At 49.3% G+C, this 22,259-nt stretch carries 17 protein-coding genes and 1 tRNA gene; 14 read left to right on the top strand and 4 right to left on the bottom strand.

Annotation, left to right across the window (positions count from 1 at the left end; all coding sequences use genetic code 11):
• Positions 1-7 precede the first annotated feature (7 nt).
• Genes DDZ13_RS02310 through DDZ13_RS02320 form a run of 3 tightly spaced genes read right to left on the bottom strand, consistent with a single transcriptional unit; the run spans position 8 to position 2,277 of the window.
• The gene (locus DDZ13_RS02310; protein WP_110129857.1) at positions 8-1,582 is read right to left on the bottom strand and encodes a DNA cytosine methyltransferase; all 1,575 of its coding nucleotides are present in this window, start codon (positions 1,580-1,582) and stop codon (positions 8-10) included.
• 4 nt (positions 1,583-1,586) lie between these two features.
• Positions 1,587-2,006: a very short patch repair endonuclease gene (locus DDZ13_RS02315; RefSeq protein ID WP_233246057.1), complete on the bottom strand. Its 420-nt coding sequence runs from the start codon at positions 2,004-2,006 to the stop codon at positions 1,587-1,589.
• Positions 2,007-2,037: 31 nt separating this feature from the next.
• Positions 2,038-2,277, bottom strand: coding sequence for a helix-turn-helix domain-containing protein (locus DDZ13_RS02320; protein WP_110129801.1), 240 nt, complete (start codon positions 2,275-2,277; stop codon positions 2,038-2,040).
• Positions 2,278-3,117: 840 nt separating this feature from the next.
• Between DDZ13_RS02320 and DDZ13_RS02325 the strand changes: the two genes are divergently transcribed.
• The 12 genes from DDZ13_RS02325 to DDZ13_RS02400 all read left to right on the top strand — a co-directional run bounded on the left by DDZ13_RS02325 (position 3,118) and on the right by DDZ13_RS02400 (position 20,416).
• Entirely contained in the window at positions 3,118-3,783 is a 666-nt protein-coding gene (locus tag DDZ13_RS02325) for a hypothetical protein (protein ID WP_110129802.1), read from the top strand.
• Positions 3,784-4,607: 824 nt separating this feature from the next.
• On the top strand, positions 4,608-5,414 hold the full coding sequence (locus tag DDZ13_RS15425) for a MobC family plasmid mobilization relaxosome protein (protein WP_158279752.1): 807 nt from the start codon (positions 4,608-4,610) through the stop codon (positions 5,412-5,414).
• Between the two features lie 848 nt (positions 5,415-6,262).
• Complete coding sequence (locus DDZ13_RS02340) at positions 6,263-6,805, top strand: hypothetical protein (RefSeq protein ID WP_110129805.1); 543 nt, start codon at positions 6,263-6,265, stop codon at positions 6,803-6,805.
• 100 nt (positions 6,806-6,905) lie between these two features.
• Entirely contained in the window at positions 6,906-7,799 is an 894-nt protein-coding gene (locus tag DDZ13_RS02345; RefSeq protein ID WP_146209204.1) for a hypothetical protein, read from the top strand.
• A gap of 1,040 nt (positions 7,800-8,839) precedes the next feature.
• Complete coding sequence (locus DDZ13_RS02360; RefSeq protein ID WP_146209205.1) at positions 8,840-9,424, top strand: hypothetical protein; 585 nt, start codon at positions 8,840-8,842, stop codon at positions 9,422-9,424.
• An 81-nt stretch (positions 9,425-9,505) separates the two neighbouring features.
• Complete coding sequence (locus DDZ13_RS02365) at positions 9,506-9,865, top strand: hypothetical protein (protein WP_110129810.1); 360 nt, start codon at positions 9,506-9,508, stop codon at positions 9,863-9,865.
• A complete protein-coding gene (locus DDZ13_RS15305) occupies positions 9,852-10,454 on the top strand; it encodes a hypothetical protein (RefSeq protein ID WP_146209206.1) in 603 nt (200 codons plus the stop codon). The genes DDZ13_RS02365 and DDZ13_RS15305 overlap by 14 nt, the downstream gene beginning before the upstream one ends.
• A 77-nt stretch (positions 10,455-10,531) precedes the next feature.
• On the top strand, positions 10,532-11,152 hold the full coding sequence (locus DDZ13_RS02380; protein WP_110129813.1) for a hypothetical protein: 621 nt from the start codon (positions 10,532-10,534) through the stop codon (positions 11,150-11,152).
• Positions 11,153-11,235: 83 nt separating this feature from the next.
• On the top strand, positions 11,236-11,877 hold the full coding sequence (locus tag DDZ13_RS02385; RefSeq protein WP_110129814.1) for a hypothetical protein: 642 nt from the start codon (positions 11,236-11,238) through the stop codon (positions 11,875-11,877).
• Positions 11,878-12,041: 164 nt separating this feature from the next.
• On the top strand, positions 12,042-13,727 hold the full coding sequence (locus tag DDZ13_RS02390) for a site-specific integrase (protein ID WP_110129815.1): 1,686 nt from the start codon (positions 12,042-12,044) through the stop codon (positions 13,725-13,727).
• A gap of 150 nt (positions 13,728-13,877) precedes the next feature.
• Positions 13,878-20,186: an InlB B-repeat-containing protein gene (locus tag DDZ13_RS02395; protein ID WP_110129816.1), complete on the top strand. Its 6,309-nt coding sequence runs from the start codon at positions 13,878-13,880 to the stop codon at positions 20,184-20,186.
• A gap of 2 nt (positions 20,187-20,188) precedes the next feature.
• The gene (locus DDZ13_RS02400; RefSeq protein WP_110129817.1) at positions 20,189-20,416 is read left to right on the top strand and encodes a hypothetical protein; all 228 of its coding nucleotides are present in this window, start codon (positions 20,189-20,191) and stop codon (positions 20,414-20,416) included.
• 235 nt (positions 20,417-20,651) lie between these two features.
• Here the strand turns inward: DDZ13_RS02400 and DDZ13_RS02405 are convergent.
• A tRNA-Lys gene (locus DDZ13_RS02405) sits at positions 20,652-20,727 on the bottom strand.
• Between the two features lie 137 nt (positions 20,728-20,864).
• Here DDZ13_RS02405 and DDZ13_RS02410 point away from each other — a divergent pair.
• Both DDZ13_RS02410 and DDZ13_RS02415 read left to right on the top strand, forming a co-directional pair.
• Positions 20,865-21,467 (top strand): RNA polymerase sigma factor, encoded by a 603-nt coding sequence (locus DDZ13_RS02410; RefSeq protein WP_110129818.1) that lies wholly within the window; start codon positions 20,865-20,867, stop codon positions 21,465-21,467.
• The gene (locus tag DDZ13_RS02415) at positions 21,464-22,252 is read left to right on the top strand and encodes a hypothetical protein (protein ID WP_110129819.1); all 789 of its coding nucleotides are present in this window, start codon (positions 21,464-21,466) and stop codon (positions 22,250-22,252) included. The genes DDZ13_RS02410 and DDZ13_RS02415 overlap by 4 nt, the downstream gene beginning before the upstream one ends.
• Positions 22,253-22,259 lie beyond the last annotated feature (7 nt).

Consider the following 22,259-nt stretch of genomic DNA (forward strand, 5'->3'; position numbering starts at 1 on the left):
ATTAAATTTACGTTATGGAATCAATCAGTTTTGAGACGACCCCTGCAATCTTATATGCGAGGAGAGGAGGCACTGCATTGCCGACCTGATGATACTGCGAGGTTCTGGTCCCCTCAAAAAAATAGTTGTCCGGGAAGGTTTGGAGCCGCGCTGCTTCACGAACAGTCAGGCTTCGGTACTGCCTTGGGTCATAATGGATAAAGTAATGCCCGTCTTTGGAGATGTGCGATGTTATGGTAGAGGAGGGCCGATTTGCGACCTGGACGCGAAAGCGGTCGCCAAATTTCTGACCTCTAATTGCTTCTTTGACATTGGCATGGTTGGGTAAGAGTGCCTTAGGAAAGTCTCGGAGCTGCGGAGATGCACCAGTTTGTTCGGCATAACAGGAGGCGAATGCATATCGCCAGAGATCTTCCTTGATGTGGCTGCGGGTTTCGTGGTTGCAGACCCCATTCAGCTTTGGGTCTCCAAACCACCAGTCATCCAGAGGCTCCTCAAGGGACTTATAGCGGCTACCACGATCCTCTCTGCGTCGTGCATTTTTGATCGCACGTTCTAGCCGGTGAATAACTTCAAAGTCGAAGAAATCACCACTGGCTCCTCTGGAGAGTGATACATCAAGTAATTCCGCAAGGGCATCGTAGGCTCGCATGCCGTTCTGCTTGGTGACCCCGGGCGTTAATTTTGGCAGGTCGGAGATGGTTTCCTCAACAGTTCTCTGCCCGCACGGTTTAAGGAGAGGGATTTTTCCACAATCGAGATCATCACGTATGCCGAGCAAGATAACCCTGTGTCTTGCTTGCGGTATTCCGTATTGTTCCGAGTGTATGATGAAATCACTGGGCTCCTGTTCGAGTGGATTCCCATCTGACGGTACTGTCAGAGAATAGATGCGATACTTGTATCTGCGTCTCTTACCCGGAAAAACTTCGGCGGGATTGCTCAGGTCTTTAAGGATTTTTGGGAAGATCCGCTCTCCGTTGTGTTTTGCTGACAGGATGCCACGGACATTCTCCATGACAAACACACTTGGCCAATGTTTTCCTATGATTGCCAAATATTCTCTGTAAAGCTGATGTCGGGGATCTCCATCAAACGTGGCCAAGCGACGCCGGTTGAACACCTCTTCGGTCTCGTCTGGTTCGCGCTTGATGCCCCCGAGGATCTTGGAACGCCCCACCAGAGAGTATGCCTGGCAGGGTGGCCCGCCGATTAAAACCCAGTGGTCCGTGCAGCGAAGCTTTCTTTGTATCAGTTTATTCGGGTCCTGCTTACCTAAGGTGAGAAGTTGTGCCTCCTCTTCTGCGGCTTTTGCTTGAGCAGGAAATGCCCCATAGAGTTCATCTTTCAAAATTTCACCTCTGAGATACTGATAATATTCGTCCGGTGCTTTTCCTTCTTCGAATTGCCTGAAAAATGCCCTGAGGGTCAGTGTCTTGTGAGCGCTGGGGTCTTTTTCGATGGAAAGTCCAATCTTGAAACGCTTGCCCCCCTCCAGGGGATAACGCGAAAATCCTTCCCCCAAGCCTCCTGGGCCAGCAAACAGGTCGATCACCGGAATAGTTGAGGTCTTCTTTGCCATGGTGCTAGAGAGCCCTCCCGCTTTCAACGCATTCATTCGTGTGTTTCTGCGCCATATCTTTAAAGCGCTCTAAAACGTGCTCTGTGTCTCTTTTCAGTTGACATTCCCAAACTACGAACGGCTGCCAGCCTGCTTCTTTCAGCAGGGTAACGACCTCTCTGTCGCGCTGAACGTTCTTTCTGAATTTCTCCTTCCAGAATTCGACACGCGATTTTGGCATATAGGCATATTTGCAGTCCTCATGCCTGTGCCAGAAGCAGCCATGTACAAGGACGGCGATTTTGAATCGTGGCAGAACAAGGTCTGGTTTGCCCGGGAGAGAGCGATTCAGGGGACCATTCACAGTAAATCTGAAACCTGCGCGATGAAGCAGGGAACGTACGGCCTGCTCGGGGCGTGTGTTTTTTGATCGGATTCGCCTCATATTCCATGAACGGCGAGCTCTTGACAGGGTATCAGTCACCACGCTCTCCCTCCTCCAGGTCGCTTTCTGCAAGCTTTCCTTCTTTCACCTTCTGCTCGCAAAACCGGTTGAATTGGGCAAGTGCGAGCCGTGACGGAGATGCTTTTCCGTTCTCCCACCTGTTTACAGTGGCGAAACTGACGCCTAATTCGCGTGCGATATCCTCCTGGCTCAAGGCGAGTCGTAGTCTCACAGATTTAAGCAGATCAGAAAATGTGTGTTCAGTAGGCAAAGTATCATCACATATAGCGGATGTTATATAGTCTGCAAGCGTTAGTTGCCTGAAATATTTGAAGCGCCTCTCTTTAAGGCTGCCCGGGAGTAAAATATAAGGTGCTTCCAGCGGAGGCTATCATCTACCTTCATCAGCGATGAATGAGGCGTATCAGAAGACACTGCAGATTGTTCAGGGTTTGTCCCACAACCATTGCCCCGAACCTCCAGCCTCTTCGCGACTTCAAACCAGCAACAGGCAACTCCTCAGGGTTGTAACAATGGGTGAGACATCCCCCTTGGAAGGCGTACTTGCAAAGTTGCCGGTTCTCAGGGGAGTTTATATCTCCGGTTCATTGTTAGGCCTGGAGCGCTTACTTTTATCGAGTTCTGCAGCGATCTCTGATTTTCGAGATTCAAAGTCTTTCACCCGTATGGATAGGTACTGCTCGAAGCCATCATCTCTGCTTATGAGGTCGCGTTCAATTGGCGTCGGTTTATAATGCTTCATCCACTCAGCGAAAAGCGGATCTGTCAGTGTCAGTGGCACTTGGGATTCTGGGTGACCTTTAGGAATTTCGGGTTGAGGCGGAATTTCTTCAGTTCGGGCTTCTCAGGTGAGGTACAATAGAAGGATTCGTGAGTTCCATTTGGCCTGTGGTTGTCTCCGGAAGCTCAACTCTGTCATCGTTACAAATTGGGCGGGTCGAGGGTTCTTCCGCTACTGATTTTGTATTCGTTGATACCCCGAAGAAGCTTGAAGCGTAGCAGTATAGAGTTTTGGTGAATCCCTGCACATATCTTGGAAAGATGGTCGGTCGGGCGTGCGTCCATACTTTTGAGAAAAAAAGGGGATGAAATGAATAAAGACTGGGAGAAATTTTATAATAATAACTATGCGATAAAAATAGATCCCGATGTTTTTCGGCTAGTGGTGTTCCACCGAGCCATGGATTTTTTTGTGCAAGCGCAAATCGGAATTGATGGGGAGGGAGATCAGCGAGCTTGGATTTTTATCCAACTACCCCAGTTGGCCGGATTTTTCCCAAAGGAGATTCCGCCTCCTGAAATAGAGAAGCTGAATCCTTTAGTTCGGGATGAGACCGTGCAGGCCCGAGAAGCCTTTGCTAGGAAGCACTACATGCCAAGGGTGTGGCCGTTGAAAGGAGAAGATGCGGTCACTGCTTTTAAGATCGAATGTACGGTTCAGACAGGTCGGACAATTTGGCCTGATCTAGATTTGAATTTATTGCAAAAGGCTTACCGTGCTAAGGAAAAACGTGAAAAGGATATGTTGAGTAGGAATGTTGAAAATAACGAGCTTCCCCAGCATACAATGCGATATATGCTCTGTGCGATGTGGGACGGCTATTATTCTCACATGGATTCCAGAGACCAAATTGCGGATTCATTTCCCAAGCATCAATTATCGGTGACGACTGAATCCGTAAATACGGCCATCCATCAACTCGGACTGCCTAAAGGCCCAGGTCCATTCCGCGTCAACGCGAAATGCGTTTCTTAATAAACGTGTGCACGTTTGTTAAGATATGAAGGTGATTTCAATTCTGCTCCAATGTGGGAGCTATGACAGAAATCAAATACAACGAGGACTCAAAGTCCCGAATCCAAAATAATAACAAAGAAGCATCAGCTTCTTTTTCTAAAACAGCAGCGAACGCTGCGCTTAACGAAAACCAAAAGCCAGCAAACACGGAAGGACCACAAGGTGTCCTTACTCGTGTGCTGGCTGGGGAGGGGGGCGCCCCCTCCTCAGACTCCACCCCGGGGCAACAAACGTTGCCTAATTCGCCTGCGGCGGCATCCCCAAAGGAGGCTCCACTAGGAACACAGTCCGGTCCGCAAAGTGAGCCACGGGCAGAGTCAGCCGGGAAGCCACAAAGTTCCCCTCTTTCAAAAGCTGGAGAGGAGAAACCCAAAGACGCGTCGGCCCATGGCGGCACACGGTCGGGGCCACCAAGTGGGCCCAGCACCGCAGCCAAAACAGAAGCCGCTTCGGGTGAGCGGCCAAAGTCGGAGTCGACTCCCGGCTCCACATCTGTGGCTCCGAGCGAGCCCACAAACGTTCCGACTGCATCAAAAGCTGAGAAAACCAAGGAAGAGCGCCCGGAGCCACAAAAGGGTACGCCGGTGAAGGCACAAAGTGCCGCTCCTCTAAAGGATGGGGAGGGGGAACCCAAAGACAAGTCGGCCTCAAGTGGCATACAGTCCGGTCCACCAGCTGGCCCCAACGCTACAGCCAAATCAGAAGGTTCTGGAAGTGAGGCATCAAAGTCGGAGGCCACTCCCGGGGCATCATCGAGGAGCCCTGCCGAGGCCACAAAGGTTTTGGATACACCAAAAACTGAGGAAACCAAAAGTGAGCAACATGGGCCACGGACGGAGTCGCCGGTGAAGCCACAAAGCGCTGCTATTCTGCAAGCTGGAGGAGAGGAACCCAAAGACGGGCCTTCACAAGGTGGTCCAATATCCGGTTCACCAGGTGGCCCCGGCGCTAAAGAGAAGTCAGAAGTCTCTGGCGGTGAAAAGTCAAAGCCGGAGACTTCTCCTAGGGTGCAATCGAGGGACCCTTTCGAACACACAAAGGTTTCGGCGGCTTCAAAAACTGAAGTTCAGCAAGAAGTAAAAGGAGAAGGTCACGAGTCACAGGGGAAGCCACAAAAGAGTTCTTCTGGAGAAGTTGATGAGGTGGAAGCAAAAACCACGCCGACTCCTGATGAAAAAGAGTCAACGCCAGAAACTGGTCCCGATGATGGTGTTGAATCAAAACCTCAGGAAAAGAAGCCTCGGAGGTCCATGCCCAGAAAAGAGAAGCGGACCGAAACACTGAAGTTTCGGGCGACTCCATGTGAGCGAGATGAGATCATCGACAATATACCTGACGGGTTAGAATTCTCTGATTGGGCAAGAACCGTATTAATCGGGAAGAATGCAAAAACGAAATCCGAAAAGGCTCACCGAAGAAGGCTCATTGGAGAGCTTGGGCGGATTGGTAATAATCTCAATCAGATCGCAAAAAAGATAAATACTGAAGGATTACCCGGCGACCCAGAGCGTGCTTTAGAATTGGTATCAGAATTACACGCGATCTATGTCGAGCTTCAAAGCCTGAAAGGGGGCGACGATGCTGCATAAAATTATTTGCCATGGTATAAATACCAACCCTTTCGATTACTTGATTAACCAAGAACGTGCTGTTCCCGCGAGAGTTATTCTCGGCGATGAGGCGATGGTGCAGGAGTCGATCAATACCTGCCCTCATTCGAGAAAATACACATCATTAGTCTTATCATTCGAAGAAGAAGTCAGTGAAGTTTCCAAGCTCGAAATCATCAAGAGTTACGAGGAAATCGCGTACGCCGGAATCGACGATTCGGATATAATGAGGATTTGGATCGAACACCGCGACAAGGCGCGAACGGAACTCCACTGCGTTGTTTCAAATCAACACAGGTCAGGACGAAGATGGCAACACTACCTCCATTGAAAGGATCAATTTCTATTCAAAAACTGGCAAGAATTAGTCAATCTCCTCTACGGGTTTAGTTCTGTCGACGACCCCGAGCGAGAGCGACTTGAAAGCACGCCGAGTAATAAACTGCCCCATGACCGAAAGGCCGAATATGCTGAAATCGACGCAAAAGTGTGTAGCGCTTTGCTCTCACGCACTGAAAACACCCGCGAAGATATCGTAGAATTACTCAGGCGCGAGGGCTTTGAAGTCAGGCCGCATCAGTCTGACATCGGGGTAAGGCCTTCTGGATCATCTAGAAAGTTTCTGCGCCTGAAAGGTCGAAAATACCGACCAGGATTTAACTACGACGAATTCCTGAAGGGATTCAAAGACAGAAAAGAAAGACATTTGGATATTAAACAACGGCAGGAAGAACTAACCAAACTACTCAATGAAAACCTGACTTATCGAAAACGACAAAACTCAAAAATACTTAATCGAGATAATATAAATACAGATTCAATACATCATGAAAGTGCCGAAGGAAATAGAGAATCTCTACGAGGGAGCCTTGAAGGGGTTGATCGAACCGCTCAAGAGGGAGGTCGACCAATTGAAATTAGAAAAACAACACAGCGATCCGGGGCTAGAGGCGAGAGTGATCAATCTGGAGTTGATTGTCGAAAGCATGAAGTCCCTGAAACAAGAGGTGGAGTCAGTTATTTCAATCTTATCAGAATCCAACTCGCCGCCATCCAAAAAAGACTTCTTTCTCGTCGTCGATCACAGGACGAAAAAACATTGGCAAATCCCAAGCGGATCGTGCGATTTCTGCGAATACGATCACGAAAAGTGCTTGCTCGTATTTACCACCGAAACGGCCCTGATCGAAGTAAAACTCACCTTCGACAACCCAAGCTTTGAGAAAGTTAGCCGAGAGTATCAAGAGAGATGGTTTGCAATCATTGAAGCCATAAAATCGAGCCGCCCTACGGAGCTTGGTAATTTATTTAAAACTAAAGGCCTACAAGCTGAGGTAAATAAAACGACCTTCTCTGATTTGCTCAGCTGAGTGGAGTGGCGGGAGCTATACAACTAGGGTCGAACTGAATTTTTACATGAAAAAATACTCACGCAGCGATGCCCTTAGGTCTGATCCATACAAATGATGGGTGAGCCCTAAAGCATACCAAGCACACCCAGTCACTAATAGAAAATTCAAAAGAGGAAATAAAATGTCACAACCACACCAACTCAAAGACCATGTTAAAGAGATCATCGAACTAAAACGCGACGGGCTGAAACACACCCAAATCGCCGAATTACTGGCGGAGAAGTATAAGATGGAAGTGTCATCCCAGGCGATCGACTATCGTGTTAAAAAGGCCATAGAGAAGGAGCTGCTGGACCAACCTTCAGGCTCCCCGGCGGCGGAAGATCAGACAGACTCGGAAGTCCGCATCAATACAGACGCTCAAACGGAAGTGGTTGAGGACGACGATCCCCTTTCACCCGACGAAAAGTCGAGGCTCAAGGCGTGCTTGGAGTGCATCGATCGCGGATTAGAAGCGTTTGTCCAAATGGGTGAAGCCCTCGCCACAATTCGCGATGAAAAGCTTTACCGTTCTACTCACAAAACATTTGAGGCCTTTGTTGCCGAGGTGGTGCTCATTACCCGCGCCCGCGCCTATCAGTTGATTGCCAACTCCGAAGTCTACACTGAAATGTCAAAAATTTTAGACATTTCCAAAACGAATCTCCCAATGCCGACACGGGAGTCACACATCGCCGAACTGGCCCGGATCAAGGACCCTCATAAGCGTATGGCCGTCTGGAAAGACGTTGTTAAAAAGTGCGATGCAGGTAGGCGCGCCGTGACTGCGCCGGTCCTGCAGGAAGCAGTTGCGTCTCATTTGCCGAAGAAGAAGGCATCCGCCAAACTCGAAAAGTTGAGTCTCAAACAAATTTCTAAACAAGTCCAACAAGCCATTCAACAGCTCTGTGCAGGTGATACCGACGAGGCAAGGGCAGTGCTAGAGGCCCTTGCCGAAAAATTACCACGCTAAAAATTTTGAAGTTGTTGAACGCACCATTTTCTGGTCGAAGACCGAGACCATAACCAACCTACGCTGCTGATAGGCTCGGTATTGAGTGTGCGATAGCCTCAATCAACTCGGCGGAATTGCGCATGGCGAAAACGCTGACACACGAAGATCGCAGGCCAACTCGGAGCCACATCAACCTTGGGTTGAGGGATCCCTGAATAAAGGCATAAGTCCCAAGCTGGATGACCTCGCTGGGGCGTGGCTTTAGCCCGTATGACCCCAATGTCGATTTGAGTTCTACGAGGACTGGCCGACCGGAATCATCGCGTCCGACGATATCTATCTGTCCAGATAGGCCACTCCCGCGAACCGGAATTTCAGAGTCGACCTCGACGACACCGAAATCGCTGAGCGCATTCTCCACAGCCAAGCATGCAGTATTATAAGGCGGTTCGATATTTTCACCTGCAATGTGACGGTTGAAGGCGGAATGGAAATTGTCGCCTGCTTGAAGTGGTGTTTCGAAATCCGACCTATCAATTCGAAATCCGAAGACCCCGTCCGGTAGCTCTGAGGGCCAATGCGCACAGTCGGGTACACCGAGAGTTTTTGAGAATTGAGTGACGGTCATGCGTATACGCTGTAATTATTGTAGACAAAATCAACTCTATTCTTTTAAAGTTCTATCATGGCAATGGAAGCAGTATCGGTTCGTATTGAAAAAACAGAAATCGAGGAGATCGACCGCCTCGCTTATAGTATGGAGGTAGACCGGACTACGATCATCCGGCGTCTGATATCAGTCGGAGTTGAAGGACTGCTTCATTACGAAAAATCCGCAGCTTCTGCGGATTGGCCCCGAAAGGGTCGGTTGAAAATGAGGGTGACCGTAAAACAGTAGGCGGGGCGACAGCCTGCCTTTGAGGTAAAATTAGCAGGCTGCCTGTGAAGGCTCCGCCGCCCGGTTCCCGGGCTTCTCCACCTTTTTAATGTTTTTAGGTGTTGAGTTTTTTCTGACTCAACCGCGCCGCTGGCGCGTGTTCTTAATACATCTAAATGCTATGAAAACATTACAAAGACGGGCTCTAAGGCGCCCGAACCAAGCCTTGCCACAAGAGTTGCTGACGCGGCTCAAACTTATCAAAAGTCAGGAGAAATATCGAGACCAGGTGGATACGCTTTCGGTGGCATTTCCACATAAGGAAGACGCAGTCATTCGGTGGTATCTGCAGCATCAAGATATGCCGTATCTGCACATTATCGAGACCTACGATCACGGAAATGAAATGTTGGTGCATGTTCTACTTCCACGCTGGAGATCCGTACTGAAGATGGAGAAGCTATACAGTGAATGGTCTCTTGAGTCCCTGACGCCGGAGTCGGAGGTCGAGAATGTTCTCCCGTCTCGGTTCCGTGATGGTGAAGGTTGGATGATGAAGCCTGCCAGTCCAGCTCAGATCAGCACTTTGGCGAGGCAGCTTCGGCTTCCCGCCCAGGCATTCCCGAAGCTGACGGCTTTTAATGTCCAAGTCTTGATCCAGAGCACCTTAATTATCCGACACCTCCCAGTGGTTTGTCGGATGATTGCCGAAGTTGAACACCTTGGAAGGATTCCGACTGCTCGGAAGGGATTCCGCGCTGCCTAAAGCCAATCAAAAATTCATAAATCAATTCACAACAGGGCTGCCATTTTGGCGGCCCTGTTGCGTTTTAAAAGAAAGATAAAAATGGAAATATTACTAAACAAAGATCTAAACCTCGATAATGCTGCCGACCTCACGCCAGCCTGTAAGTCATCAATTTTAAAAATCAGCGAAGATACGTTCGCTTTCTGCGGGGAGGATGAGAGGCATCCGCACCTAGTCGTCAAATCAGCTATTTTTGCACTACTGATGCAACGTCTTGAGAGGCGCGTAGTTCATTATGATGTCTTCCGTCCGAAATGCCTCTGTTGCAATGAGGAGGGTGATATCGTCATCCGGCTAATCGAATCCGACGGCTATGTCTATCATGTCCGCGAGGACGATAACGTGGAAATCTGTATGTCTATTGAGCAGCTTTACAAAGATTACCATGCGCGAAACTAAATTAAGCAAAATGCATCCATCGAAGATCCGAGTGCTCACAAAGCCTGGGGCGATGCTGAAACTGAATCGTTGTTCGGGGGATGAATTTGCAATCACCAAGGGATATCAACTCTTGTACGTCTTCGAATCACCATCTTTATCCCGGCATCTTGCCCTCGAGGGACGGAAGAAGATTCGGTGTGTCCGTTTGCACGAAAGGTCAACGCAGCACGGAACCGGAGCGAAACGCCTCAGCGAATTCCGCTATGAGTTTTGCGATGGTAGGACGTTTATTTTGGACGAACGCGATCGGATCTTCGCCCTTGATGAAGTGACCAATCCGAATCGTCTTCACTCTCCATGCGGTCTTTGGGGACTCGTCCCCGAAGAACCAGTCGTCCATATGCTGCTGACTGGCTCCATGGTTGATGCGATTGAAGCCCATGCGACCGAGGATCAAGTCGAGCATGTGCTCAGGACGTATTGGTATGACTGGAAACTCTCGAAATCATCGCATCCGAAGCGAAGCGTAAAAATTCGAGGGGAGTTCGGCTCTTTTCGCGCGAAGTACATCAACTCAAAACTCGTGAAGTTCGACACTCCACGATAAATTAAAAAAAGAAATAACTATAAGGAGGCGACCCATAAAGGTCGCCTCCTTCTTTATATACAAACGAGAAAATAATTATGAATGAAATAAATATCTCCGAAGATCGCCTCAGCGAATCGACAATTTTCACATCACCGTTGCTTGATATCGCTTTGCACAAAGTTGGTGCGATCACCTTCGCAATAACCGAGAAAAGCTATGGTTTACGCTTCGCGTTTGCGTCAGCCGAGCTGGCAAAGTACCTCGAACGTCAGCAGAATCCGAATATCACGGACGTGAAGCTACTTCGGCAGCATCCTGTAGTCGGCTATGAAGAGGACGAGACCCTAATCCTCCGCTTGAAACTTGATAGGGGCAAGGTCGTCATGCTGAATAAATACGATCATATCTATGAGTATGAGCCCATCATCCTCGAAGAAGGTGATGGGATTCTCACGTCCGCGCATAAACAGTGGGGATTGCCCGCCGAAAGTGTGGCGGGCCTAATGCTTCTCACGCGACGGATGATTCAGACGGTCGAAGATATTGCCGACGAGGGTCAACACTCGTATTTAATTCATGTTCTCTGGCAGGAATATCGTCTGGCGCTTGAAATTTCAGGTTGTAGCGAGGCAGAGCGCATCAGTGTGGAAGGCGAATTTATGGCCTTTTCCGTCAAACGTTTTACGGGTGAGCTATTTGTATTCGACCACGCCTAAGAATCCCATTTTGCGCCGCGGCCCGCTTCCAAAGGCCGCACAAAAAGGCGCATTGTTAAGAACCTCTTGAATAAACAAAAATTATGAAACGACTTAAAAATGTAGACATAAATGAAGAAGAATTTGAGCTCGTGAGTTCTCTTGAAAGTCCCCGCCAACTTTATCGACTGGGCGGCGATCAATATGCGCTCGCACTGCTGGACCGCGGAAACAGATTGTTCAAATTCCAGTCCAAAGTAGTAACGGCCGTACTAAACGACCTCGGTGGAGGCGTCGAAGATGTGACGCTCATCGAATATGCAGAACCTGAAAGAGTGCGTGACGCTCTACAGCCCGGTTTTGAAATCCGCCTTCACCTTAGTGGGGAAAAGGAAATTGTTTCCATCAACCACAACGACGAAGTTCGGGTTATGGTTGCTACCTCCTACCGGGAATACATCGAGAACCGTAAGGTCACTTCGGTGCGGGATATTTGGAATTTACCCCACGTGTACCCGTTCGATTTTCTTGAAATTTCCGGGGGGCTCCGAAATCAATTGGAACCTCATTTTAATGGTATAGGTGTTGAAGCGGTTCTTCTCCGAATGTGGGAGGACTTTCTCCGGGTCAAAAAGCGTTCATCAGGATGCACCGATGAACGGAACGCGATCTACGTCTCCGGCGAATTTTGCGATTTCGTCGTTTTCGAGCATCGCTGCGGGAAAGTAACCTTGTGCCATCCCTGACTCGCCGCACGGGTAGAAAGCGCTAGGCCCTCTTTGATAGTTTTCGGGACAAAATGTCGCTTCATTCGAAGAATTAATCGCTTTCTCTGCATCATTTTGAGCAAGAAACCGAAAAAAGTTAAAAAGTTCTTTTTTTCTTAGGCGTTTTTTTCAGTAAACTTTGGGTGCACCCACTTGAAAAGAGCTGCCCAAGGGAGTCCGATCCTGAAATCTTGAAGGATCGGATTCGGGCTATCGTGGACTCTGCGGATCCCGCGATGGCGGCTGCTCTTCTTATGAGCCCCGTATTTGCAGAGTCGCCGCTAATGCCGATAGCGGCCATCAGAGGAATATGCTCGGGGTCCACCTTTGTGGAGCGGCTTCTTCCCTACGTCCCCGTGACAGAGGTCGGGGACACCTTCCATATCAATTTTAAACAGTTCCGAGCCGTCAATGCATCCATTCAGCTCGGAGCCAACCATAAAGAACTACTACGCGTGAGCCAAAAATATGCGCCTCAAATCAAATCAGATGTGCGCTACACGAAGGACAAGGTCACTATTCAAAAAATACAGAGCAAGGGAAGATACGGCAAAAAGTGGTATTTGAGAATTCAAACGAAGACTTTAGGTAGGCCATGGATCGACTTGGATTATAGCCGATCCAAAGCGCATGCTAAAGCGGTCAAAATCAAGAAAAAGGTAGCTGCCGGATTCCCGTTGGAGAACGTTTTAAAAGAGGTCGCGCCGGACTCGTCGTTTTTGCACCGCTTGGAAATGGAGTTTGAGCGAAAAGATGCCACCAGGAGGCAGAATGCATGCGCCCCAAAGACGGGCAAATCACATTCAGAGGTGACGATAATGGACCTGATACTGGCCTACCAGGAAGGCGCAAAAAACCGGACGAACGGACTCAACGAGAAAAATGCTAGACGCTGTGTCAACCAGCTCAGAAAGGTGATCACACTTGGACTCAACCTAAAGCCTCCAAAAGACAAGACGAAGAAAGAAGTCGAGGCCGCAGAAAAGAGGGCGTTTGAGCGCCCCGTCTCAGATCTTAGCCCTGGAATCGTCGATGTGTTTATGGACACCATGCTTGGTGTGGGGGACGATTTTGATGATATTGATGAAGTTGAGATTCTTGAGCGGTCTGAGAGTGCGAACTCAACTTTCCGGCAGGCTAAATCCATCTTTTCGGAGAAAGGGCGCAGGATTTTTCGAAGGGCGGGTCTCGCTTTCGATTTACCTGCGGGATTCCTATCTGTCGGGTTTCTCCCCGTCACCCATGGCATCTACACTTTGCCTGAATTAGATCGGATTGAAGGCATCTTTGAGGAACTCCGCGTCTTGCTAAAAACAGATCCAAGTCACTATTTGGCCCGTCTGATTGCTCTATATGTGAATCTACGACCGAAAGAGATCATCCACCTGAGGAAAGACCAAATCAAGTATTCTGGTTATTGGAGGGTTGAGATCCGAGTTCGAGGTGACTTTAAACCCAAACACTACCATGAAAGGTCGATTAAGATATCTGCGGGGCTGGCGGAGCACATCTTGGATATATGCCGAGACAATGGGTCGGATTATGTTATTTCGGGTGACAACAGGTTGGAACTCTTCAGGCCATTCAACTCACACCTGCGTGAGAAATTTCTGCCAGAGCAGAGGCGACCCTCCTACGAGTTGCGGAAATTCTATGCGTCTTCCTCAAAGCTGGCTGTAGGTCTAGCCATCACTCATCAACGAATGGGACACAATAACCCTTCTACAACTGAGAAGCACTACATCGACAAAGACGCGCCGCAGGAACTAGTCGATATCTACGAAAAATACGCACAGGAGCTATTCGGGGGCGCTGCGTTTTTGAAATAGCCCGATTCTGGCGGTGGTCAAAAGTATGCCCGAAGAAGTTCGGATTGCCTGTGCCTGAGCTACTCTTGTGGGTCAAATAAGCTTCGCTAATGTTATAATGCCGTTAGCTGAAGGATTGACTGGTTTAGCCTCAGTTCTAGCGTGAAGCGCATGTGTTTATTAGCAGCAGTACAAAGACTAGGACTCCTTGCGGTGCTGCTTTCTGCTCTCGTGGCGACCTCTCCAGCATATGGCTGGCAAAGTTGGATGGGCGTTAGTAGCTTCTCAGATACGTCCACCGCCGAGCGGCCTATTGTTTCCGGAAATGTTTCTGGAGCATTGCCTTCTCAATTTTCCTTCGACCTGGAACTGACGGCTATCAGCGGACTGGACACCGATTTTGGCGCGGATTTTTCACTGCATTTGAGTCAGGACGGGGCAGATCTGGCCGTCGTATCAATCAGCGCCGACCGGCAGTCGGGCGCTACGAATGGAAATTTCGGAGATATCACTCTGAGGAACGGTGCAAATACTGTCAGCGAAACCATAACGGGCGCGAATATACCTGTGGGCACGCGAGTCCGCCTGACACTGAATATTCGGGCGACAGAAGTGGAATTGACGATTTCGGATCAGGCTGACGGTTCGATTCTTGCGCAACGCATCGCTGCCATCTCAGGCGCAGCCTCTGCCAATGAAATCAAGTTGATGACTTTCGACAATGAGGGACGAATCCTACCAGAGCTTGTCGATTCCAGCTATTGGCAGCTCCGCAGCACACGGTCCGGCGTGGATGCGACTGTTCGGTTCTACGGTGTGGACATTCTCAATGTGTCGTTCGCAGGTGATGGAACTGCTGTTGATCCATACCAAGTCGGCAGTCCCGAGGGCTTGGATGCAGTTCGCTACTTTCCCTACGCTCATTTTATTCTTATTGAAGATATCGATCTAAATAAAGCTCCATTCAACGAAGGTGCTGGCTGGCAGCCGATTAGTGATTTTTCAGGTCATTTTGACGGTAATGGACACCGCATAGAGAACCTGATGATCAACCGACCGGATGAAGAATATGTTGGCTTATTCAAAACGATTAAAACCGATGGGCAGATACGAGACTGTGACCTCGGTGCAGGTAGAGTCATTGGCAAGGGGAAGGTCGGTGCTTTAACCGGATCGAACTATGGCGATATTAATGGAATCAGATCCTTTGTTTTTGTCTCAGCTGCTGGAGAAGGTATTTTTGACAGCGGTGGCGGACTAGTGGGGGTTAATTGGCCTTCTGGGACGGTTCGAAACAGCGAATCCTTCGCGAATACTAGCGGATTTAATCGCATCGGAGGATTGATTGGTGAAAATCAAGGAAACGTCTTAAACTGTAAAAGTTCTGGCTTGGTCTCCGGGACGGACGACTATGTAGGAGGCATTGTCGGATTTAATGGGAACGGGGGGAGCCTGCATTCTTCTTTTTCGAGTGCAACCGTTTCAGGAAAGGATGTCGTGGGCGGGGCTGTAGGCTTCAACAATGAGGGATCGAGCATAACATCTTGCTTTTCTAATGGTAAAGTTCTCGCAAGTGGAAATTGGCTTGGAGGCTTATGCGGGGAAAATTATGGTCTGATAAATCAGTCATACTCAACTGCATTAGTTGAAGGAGATCCTGCAAATTCTTATCAACTTGGCGGTCTGGCCGGTCGTAATCATGAAAATGCAAGTGTTGTTGCTAGCTTTGCTCATGCTGCATCTATTTCAGGCAAAGATTACCTAGGGGGACTGATAGGAATCAATGTTGGATCGGTTACTGAGTCTGTTTCTGCTGGAGATCTTCTTAAGTTGGATTTCGAGCAACACACCAATTACGTTGGAGGCTTAGTCGGTGGTAACCTTCAAGGAGTTGTGGAAAAGTCTGCAGCGACAGGTAGCGTCAGAGGGAGTTACGCTATGTATCCTCTAGGTGGCTTTGTCGGTTATAATTGGGGAGGAGATATAAGCGAATCCTGGTGTGCTGGCCCGATTGTCGACAACGCTGGAGCTTTACAGGGAGGTGGTTTTTCAGGATTAAATTCCGGTTCGATTCAGGACTGCTATTCCTTATCATCTGGTGGTGGCCGTTCCGGAGCTTTTGCTTTCAACAATTACGCGGTTGAGGAGGGTACTCGCGTTTACGGAATCATAGGCAACTCTTTCTCAACCGGACAGGGTAATAGTATTGAAGGTTTCCTGAAGACCGAGACTGATAGTCAATTTTACGGAACCGTGAATAACTGCTTCGCGCTGGAGATTTCTTCTGGCGGTAATGTCGAGACAAGTTTGACGGTGGCCGAAATGCAAACAGCCAGCACTTATACTGCCGCCGGCTGGGACTTTACGAATATCTGGACCATCGACGAAGGCAGTTCTTATCCCTATTTCCGCGACAGAGACTATACGGTCACTGTAACGCTTGGTGCAGGCATGCAGGGCACTGTAACTGGAGGAGGAACCTTCTACCAGGCTGACGAGATTACCATCACCGCTACCCCAATAGCCGGTGAGCGCTTTTCACATTGGGAGGCGGATGGTGCCGTTTTCTCAGAAGAAGCTACTTTTACCTTTCCGGCTTACCGGAACCTGAATCTAGAGGCACATTTCGAGCCAGATACGACCAGTCTGATTCTTGTGGATACAGTTCCAGTGGAGGGGTCGTTGATTCAAGGTGTTGGGATATACCCGAATGGCAGCACGGTCATTCTCAATGCGCCCGATCTCAACGGATACGTGTTCTCGCATTGGAGTGATGATGATGCCGTTCTTTCCTCGGAATCCAGCCTAAGCATTGTGGCCGATGGTGACCGGACCTTGACCGCCCATTACGCTTGGGCAATTACTTTGGAAGCGAATATTCCGGAGTATGGCACAGTCTCCGGAGGGGGTGTTTTCGAATATGATGACACAGTCACCCTGGAGGCTGTTCCTGCCTCAATGTTTCATCATTTCATAAATTGGACCGAAGGTGGAGTTGAGGTTTCTGCAGATCCTGTCTTTAGTTTTAATGCGACCGGAAGTCGCCACCTGGTCGCAAATTTCGCCATCAATGATTATGCGATCACTGTTGATTATGATTCTTCTAAAGCTTTTGCCAGATGGAATAGTAATTTTAACGGGGGTGCTTATGACACTTTTTACTTTAATTTTAGTCCGGGCTGGGTTGGTTATTTTAACGATGGTGACCGTGTCACTGTTAAATGTTACATGTCTGCGGGCTATTCTTTCGTTAACTGGACCGAAGACGGGGTCGAAGTTTCTACAAGCGCCAGCTACACTTTCACCGCGAGTGCCGATCGAGACTTGGTGGCAAACTTCGCAATAAATCAGTATACACTGGATTTAGCTTCAGTTCCATCCGGAGCTGCGACTTTATCGGGGGCGGGCACCTTCGATTACAACACATCTGTCACTCTTGGTGTTGATCCGGCTGCGGGCTACCATTTTCTCAACTGGACCAAAGATGGAGCGGTTGTATCCGACGATCCGAACTACACTTTCAATCTAACTGGTAACCTAACTCTAAAGGCGAATTTCTACCAACATGCTGTGACTACCACGTCGAGCGATGAGAGCGTGGGTTCAGTGACTGGTGGAGGCAAGTTTCTGGATGGTGATACAGTCACATTGAAGGCTACAACTACCGCGGCGTTTCATCATTTTGTCAATTGGACCGAAGGAGGAGTCGAAGTTTCAACGGATCCGACTTACACGTTTAGTGCGAGTGCCGATCGGGACTTGGTGGCCAATTTCGACCTTAACCAATACACGCTTGATTTGGATACGGCTCCCCCAGGGGCGGCTACTTTGACGGGAGCGGGCACCTACGATCACGGCACGTCAGTGACACTGGGCGTAGATCCCGCGCCAAGCTATCATTTCCTCAACTGGACCGAAGCCGGGGAGTTTGTCTCCAGCGAGCTGGACTATGCGTTGACCTTGACAGGTGGTCGGACTCTGACCGCGAATTTTTACCAACATGCTGTGACTGCCACGTCGAGTGATGAGGGCGTAGGTTCAGTCTCGGGCGGAGGCAAGTTTCTGGATGGTGATACAGTCACTTTGGAGGCTACAACTACCGCGGCGTTTCATCATTTTGTCAATTGGACCGAAGGAGGAGTCGAAGTTTCAACGGACCCGAATTACACTTTTACCGCGACTGTGAATCGTAGCTTGGTGGCAAATTTTAGTGCCAATGAATTTCTCATCACACCTGAAGTAAATGTTGAAGGTCGAGGTTCTGTTACAGTAACAGCTCTGCATGATTACGGTTCGACGGTCGTGCTCACAGCGGCACCTGCAGAAGGCTTTATGTTTGTTCGCTGGAGAGAGGGTAATACAACGCTTTCCACGGATGAGGTTTACAGTTTCGAATTCACACAAGCGCGAGACCGGACGTTGGTCGCTGATTTTGTGCATGAATACGCTGGTGGTTCGGGGTCGGAAGAGGACCCCTACCTTGTCGCGACGCCTGAGCAACTGGACGATATCAGGTTCCTGCTTGATAAGCATTTTAAACAAATAGCCGACATTGATCTGGGCGTGGCTCCGTGGAATAAGGGGGCCGGATGGGAGCCGATTGGTAACAGCCGAATCGATACTTGGAGTGAATCGTTTCGAGGAAGTTTAGACGGGGATGAGCATAGCATCCTAAACGTTTTTATAAATCGACCCACTGAAGATTATGTCGGAGTGTTCGGTCAGGCATATCGAGCTAATTTTTTAGATGTATCAATAACAGGCGCTCAAATCTATGGAAAACAAAAGGTTGGTGCACTTGCTGGAGAAGTCGTGGCGGCTACATTACGAAATTGTTTTGCAAGTGGTTATGTAAGTGGATCCGTATCTGTTGGTGGCTTGGTTGGTATGAATCTGTATCCTTTCGTCTATAATTCAGGCACGGAAGGTGTTGTTGAGGCAGAAAAAAGTGGCGGAGGACTTATCGGCCACGTGTATGCAAACGGCGAGCAAATGATCGAAGACAGCTATTCTCATGTAGCGGTGAGTGGTCAAAGTGAACTAGGTGGGCTGATCGGCAGATTTTCAGGTAATTGTTTAATGCGTTCATATGCAACTGGAGATGTCTCGGGGAGTGGCTCCCAGATCGGTGGTTTGGTAGGTTATGCGAGGGATGGTTGGAATAAACTGATTGAAAATTGTTACAGCACGGGAAATGTAGAAGGAAATGCCCGAGTAGGGGGACTAATGGGTGAAGGTTACGAGATTGATATTATCCAATGCTATGCCACTGGAGCTGTTAACGGGAATGAGTATGTAGGCGGCTTCTCGGGTCTTTCTCATGCTGTTGAATATATAGATTCATTCTCAATCGGGAACGTTGTAGGAGAAAGCCTTTCGGGAGGATTTGGTGGTCTGTTTATCTTTTCTGCATATACCACTAATGTCTATTCCACTTTTGTGCCAATTGCTCCATACACCGTCGATCCGTTTTTGAGTGGGAACGGAATCTATGGTACTAGCGCATTTTGGCGCTTAAGTGATAATGGTGAATACACTTCTAGTTATGGCGTTGGACTAGATGGTTTGGAATTCAACCGAAGATCTTCATTTGAGTCAGCAGGCTATGACTTCGATAACATCTGGGGGATCGTTGAAGGAGAAACTTCACCTTATCTAATTACAATCCCGCTGCAAATAAGGGTGATGGCTGACAAACCAGCACACGGCAGTGTGAGCGGAAACACCACTACCTACTGCATGCGGACTGAATCGGTTTCTGCGGTCGCGGCGGTTGGCTATATCTTCAGTCACTGGACGGAACGAGGAGAAACTGTTTCGACTGAAGCCGATTATAGTTTTCAGGTAGAGACCCACCGGGATTTGATCGCTCATTTCATTCTGGGCCACAAACTCCGCTATTCGGCCGAAACCGGCGGGGATGTTACAGGAGAACTAAGCCAGGATATTGTATCTGGAGGCTTGGGGAGCCCGGTATCTGCTGTTCCTGAGACCGGCCTTGCTTTCCGGAAGTGGAGCGACGGTGTCATTGAGAATCCACGCCAAGATGAAAACGTGACTGCGGATCTTAATGTAAGCGCTCAATTTGAAACGCTAAACCAGACGCCATTAAACTGGTATGAGCTACATAATTTAGCACCTGGAGATGGCCAAAACTGGAACGATTTGGATCTGATTGACCATGATGGCGACGGAGTCACAACCGCCAACGAATTCATTTTCGATACCGATCCTACGAATCCCACCTCAAGGTTTACAACCATCCTGAGTAGGAATAGCGCTGACGATAACTTTAAAATCAATTTCCCCACCTCACCCGGAAGAATGTATCTCATTCAATATAGCGATACACTTGCTCCGGATAGCTGGCATACCCTCGTCCCTGAATTTGAAGGCACCGGCAGCAACCACAGCCACACCGATGACACAATTTCAGGCTCCACACGCTTCTACCGAGTCAAAGTCCGCATGGCTGAATAGAGATGGATATCACAGGCACTTCGGACGACATTCTCAACGCAATTCTGCAGGAGAATGAATTTATCGTTTTTCTCGGTGCGGGTGGGTCGGTGGTTTCCGATATGCTCATGTTTGCTTATGGAGAAGTCTACAAAACCGGCCATATAAAGAAGAGTGACCTCTGCCTAGCACGCATTTACGCTCCGGCTTCCGAATTGGCGCATCGTCCACGAACAAATATACAAAACTGAACGACAACCGAAGATCATTATATCGACAAAGATAAACCGCTTGCCCTGGTCTATTTCTACGAAAAATACCCCCAGAAGCTTTCCGGCGACGCTGCATTTCTGAAATAGCTCGACTTGAAGGGGTGGGTGAAAATGGAGAAATTTTTTGAAAAAAGTGGCTATAAAAGTGGCTATACACACCTGAGTGGGAGGCACAAAAAATGCCGCCCAGCCTAGTGCTGGAGCGGCTTTGAACTGGTAGGCCGTCGGGGACTCGAACCCCGAACCAATTGATTAAAAGTCAACTGCTCTACCGATTGAGCTAACGACCCCCATTTGGAAGCGCTGGATGGAAAGAAGCGGAGGGTGGCTTGTCAAGTTCAGGAAAACGCTTCTTGCATTTAAATTTGAACAAATTTTCTTGGAACAAATCTAATGCCCCAACGCTCTACCTTGCATGAACTCTACTATGCCCGCAAAAACTGAGACCCTGAACCCTGACGACCTTTTGATCGAGCGCGTGAAAAAAGGGGATGTCGCCGCTTACAACGACATTGTCACCCGCTATTATGACCGGATTTTTGCCCGTGTTTCGCAACTCCTTAAAAATAAGCAAGATGCGGAGGAAGTGACGCAGGATGCCTTCATCCGCGCTCAGCGGGGGTTGGAAAATTTCCGCGGTGATGCCTCCTTTTCCACCTGGCTCTACCAGATTGCGACGAATTTGGCCCACAACCGTTACTGGTACTGGTTCCGCCGCAAGCGCGACCAGTCGATTTCCCTGGATCAGCCGCTGGGCGACGATGGTGATCTTACGCTGGAGAATTTGATGCCCAGCGAGGGTGAGAATCCCGCAGAAGCGACTGTTACGCAAGAATTTGTGGATCGCGTGGGCGAATGCATGCACGATTTAAATGAGAAGCACAAAGAGGTGCTGATTTTGCGAAATGTGAATAATCTGTCCTACGACGAGATTGCCCAACAACTGGAGATCAGCGTAGGCACTGTGAAAAGTCGTATCGCCCGGGCGCGCGAAAGTCTTCGTGAACTAATGGGTAGTGATTTTGCATGACTGACGATAGATTTACAGAACTGGTCAATTTATATTTCGATAAGGAAATCTCAGCGCAAGATCTCAAGCGGCTGAAAGCCGAAATTGCGGCCAGCCCGGATCGAAAGCGGGCCTTTACCGAACGTTGCCGTTTGGACAAAGCGATGCGCATGGCCCTTAAGCCGAGCGGAAGGCGCTCTAGACGGCGCTCGGGATCTCGCTCGGGCCGACGGGCCGCTTCGGGTCGTTCCCGTTCCGGCGTTCGTTTGCCGACCAAGGTTTCAGCGCTCGATGAATCGATGCGGGCCCCAAGTGTCACTCACTTCCCCCGCTGGTTGCTCGCATCCGGAGCTGCCGCTTCGGTTGTGCTCGGGTTGGTGCTGTTGCCCCCGGTGTTTCGGGATACCACAGACCGTCAGGCGCAGCCCGCTCGGGTTGGTGTCAGTGATCAGGACTTGGTCAACGAGGATCCGCTGGCCGCTCTGGGTAAATCCGAGTTGCGGCGTTACGCCAGTATTCAGGAGCAGCGTGAAGCCAAGCGCCATGCCAGTCTGATTGCTCAGATGCGGTTGATGGGCTTACGCCCGGAGCATACTCCAGAGGATAAGCAGCTCAGAGAGGTTAACATGGCTGCTGTCCATACCCCGGAACAGCGTGTCAGCCAGGCAGAGCTGTTTCAACGGATCCAGACGATGAAAGCCATGCCGGAAATGAAGCTGCTTCGTCTGGAGGAGGTCGGGGACTCGTCCGGTCCGTCCTGGTCGGGTTCTTATGAGCCCTCACTGGTGAGTTTCGAAGAGCTTTAATAAGCGA

Source organism: Coraliomargarita sinensis (genome assembly GCF_003185655.1).
Taxonomy (GTDB): Bacteria; Verrucomicrobiota; Verrucomicrobiia; order Opitutales; family Coraliomargaritaceae; genus Coraliomargarita_B; species Coraliomargarita_B sinensis.

Excerpts from the sequence above, each read along its gene's own strand:
- DDZ13_RS02310 (WP_110129857.1), bottom strand. The coding sequence starts at position 1,582 with ATGGCAAAGAAGACCTCAACTATTCCGGTGATCGACCTGTTTGCTGGC.
- DDZ13_RS02315 (WP_233246057.1), bottom strand. The coding sequence starts at position 2,006 with ATGAGGCGAATCCGATCAAAAAACACACGCCCCGAGCAGGCCGTACGT.
- DDZ13_RS02325 (WP_110129802.1), top strand. The coding sequence starts at position 3,118 with ATGAATAAAGACTGGGAGAAATTTTATAATAATAACTATGCGATAAAA.
- DDZ13_RS02340 (WP_110129805.1), top strand. The coding sequence starts at position 6,263 with ATGAAAGTGCCGAAGGAAATAGAGAATCTCTACGAGGGAGCCTTGAAG.
- DDZ13_RS02360 (WP_146209205.1), top strand. The coding sequence starts at position 8,840 with ATGAAAACATTACAAAGACGGGCTCTAAGGCGCCCGAACCAAGCCTTG.
- DDZ13_RS02365 (WP_110129810.1), top strand. The coding sequence starts at position 9,506 with ATGGAAATATTACTAAACAAAGATCTAAACCTCGATAATGCTGCCGAC.
- DDZ13_RS15305 (WP_146209206.1), top strand. The coding sequence starts at position 9,852 with ATGCGCGAAACTAAATTAAGCAAAATGCATCCATCGAAGATCCGAGTG.
- DDZ13_RS02380 (WP_110129813.1), top strand. The coding sequence starts at position 10,532 with ATGAATGAAATAAATATCTCCGAAGATCGCCTCAGCGAATCGACAATT.
- DDZ13_RS02385 (WP_110129814.1), top strand. The coding sequence starts at position 11,236 with ATGAAACGACTTAAAAATGTAGACATAAATGAAGAAGAATTTGAGCTC.
- DDZ13_RS02395 (WP_110129816.1), top strand. The coding sequence starts at position 13,878 with ATGTGTTTATTAGCAGCAGTACAAAGACTAGGACTCCTTGCGGTGCTG.
- DDZ13_RS02400 (WP_110129817.1), top strand. The coding sequence starts at position 20,189 with ATGGATATCACAGGCACTTCGGACGACATTCTCAACGCAATTCTGCAG.
- DDZ13_RS02410 (WP_110129818.1), top strand. The coding sequence starts at position 20,865 with ATGCCCGCAAAAACTGAGACCCTGAACCCTGACGACCTTTTGATCGAG.
- DDZ13_RS02415 (WP_110129819.1), top strand. The coding sequence starts at position 21,464 with ATGACTGACGATAGATTTACAGAACTGGTCAATTTATATTTCGATAAG.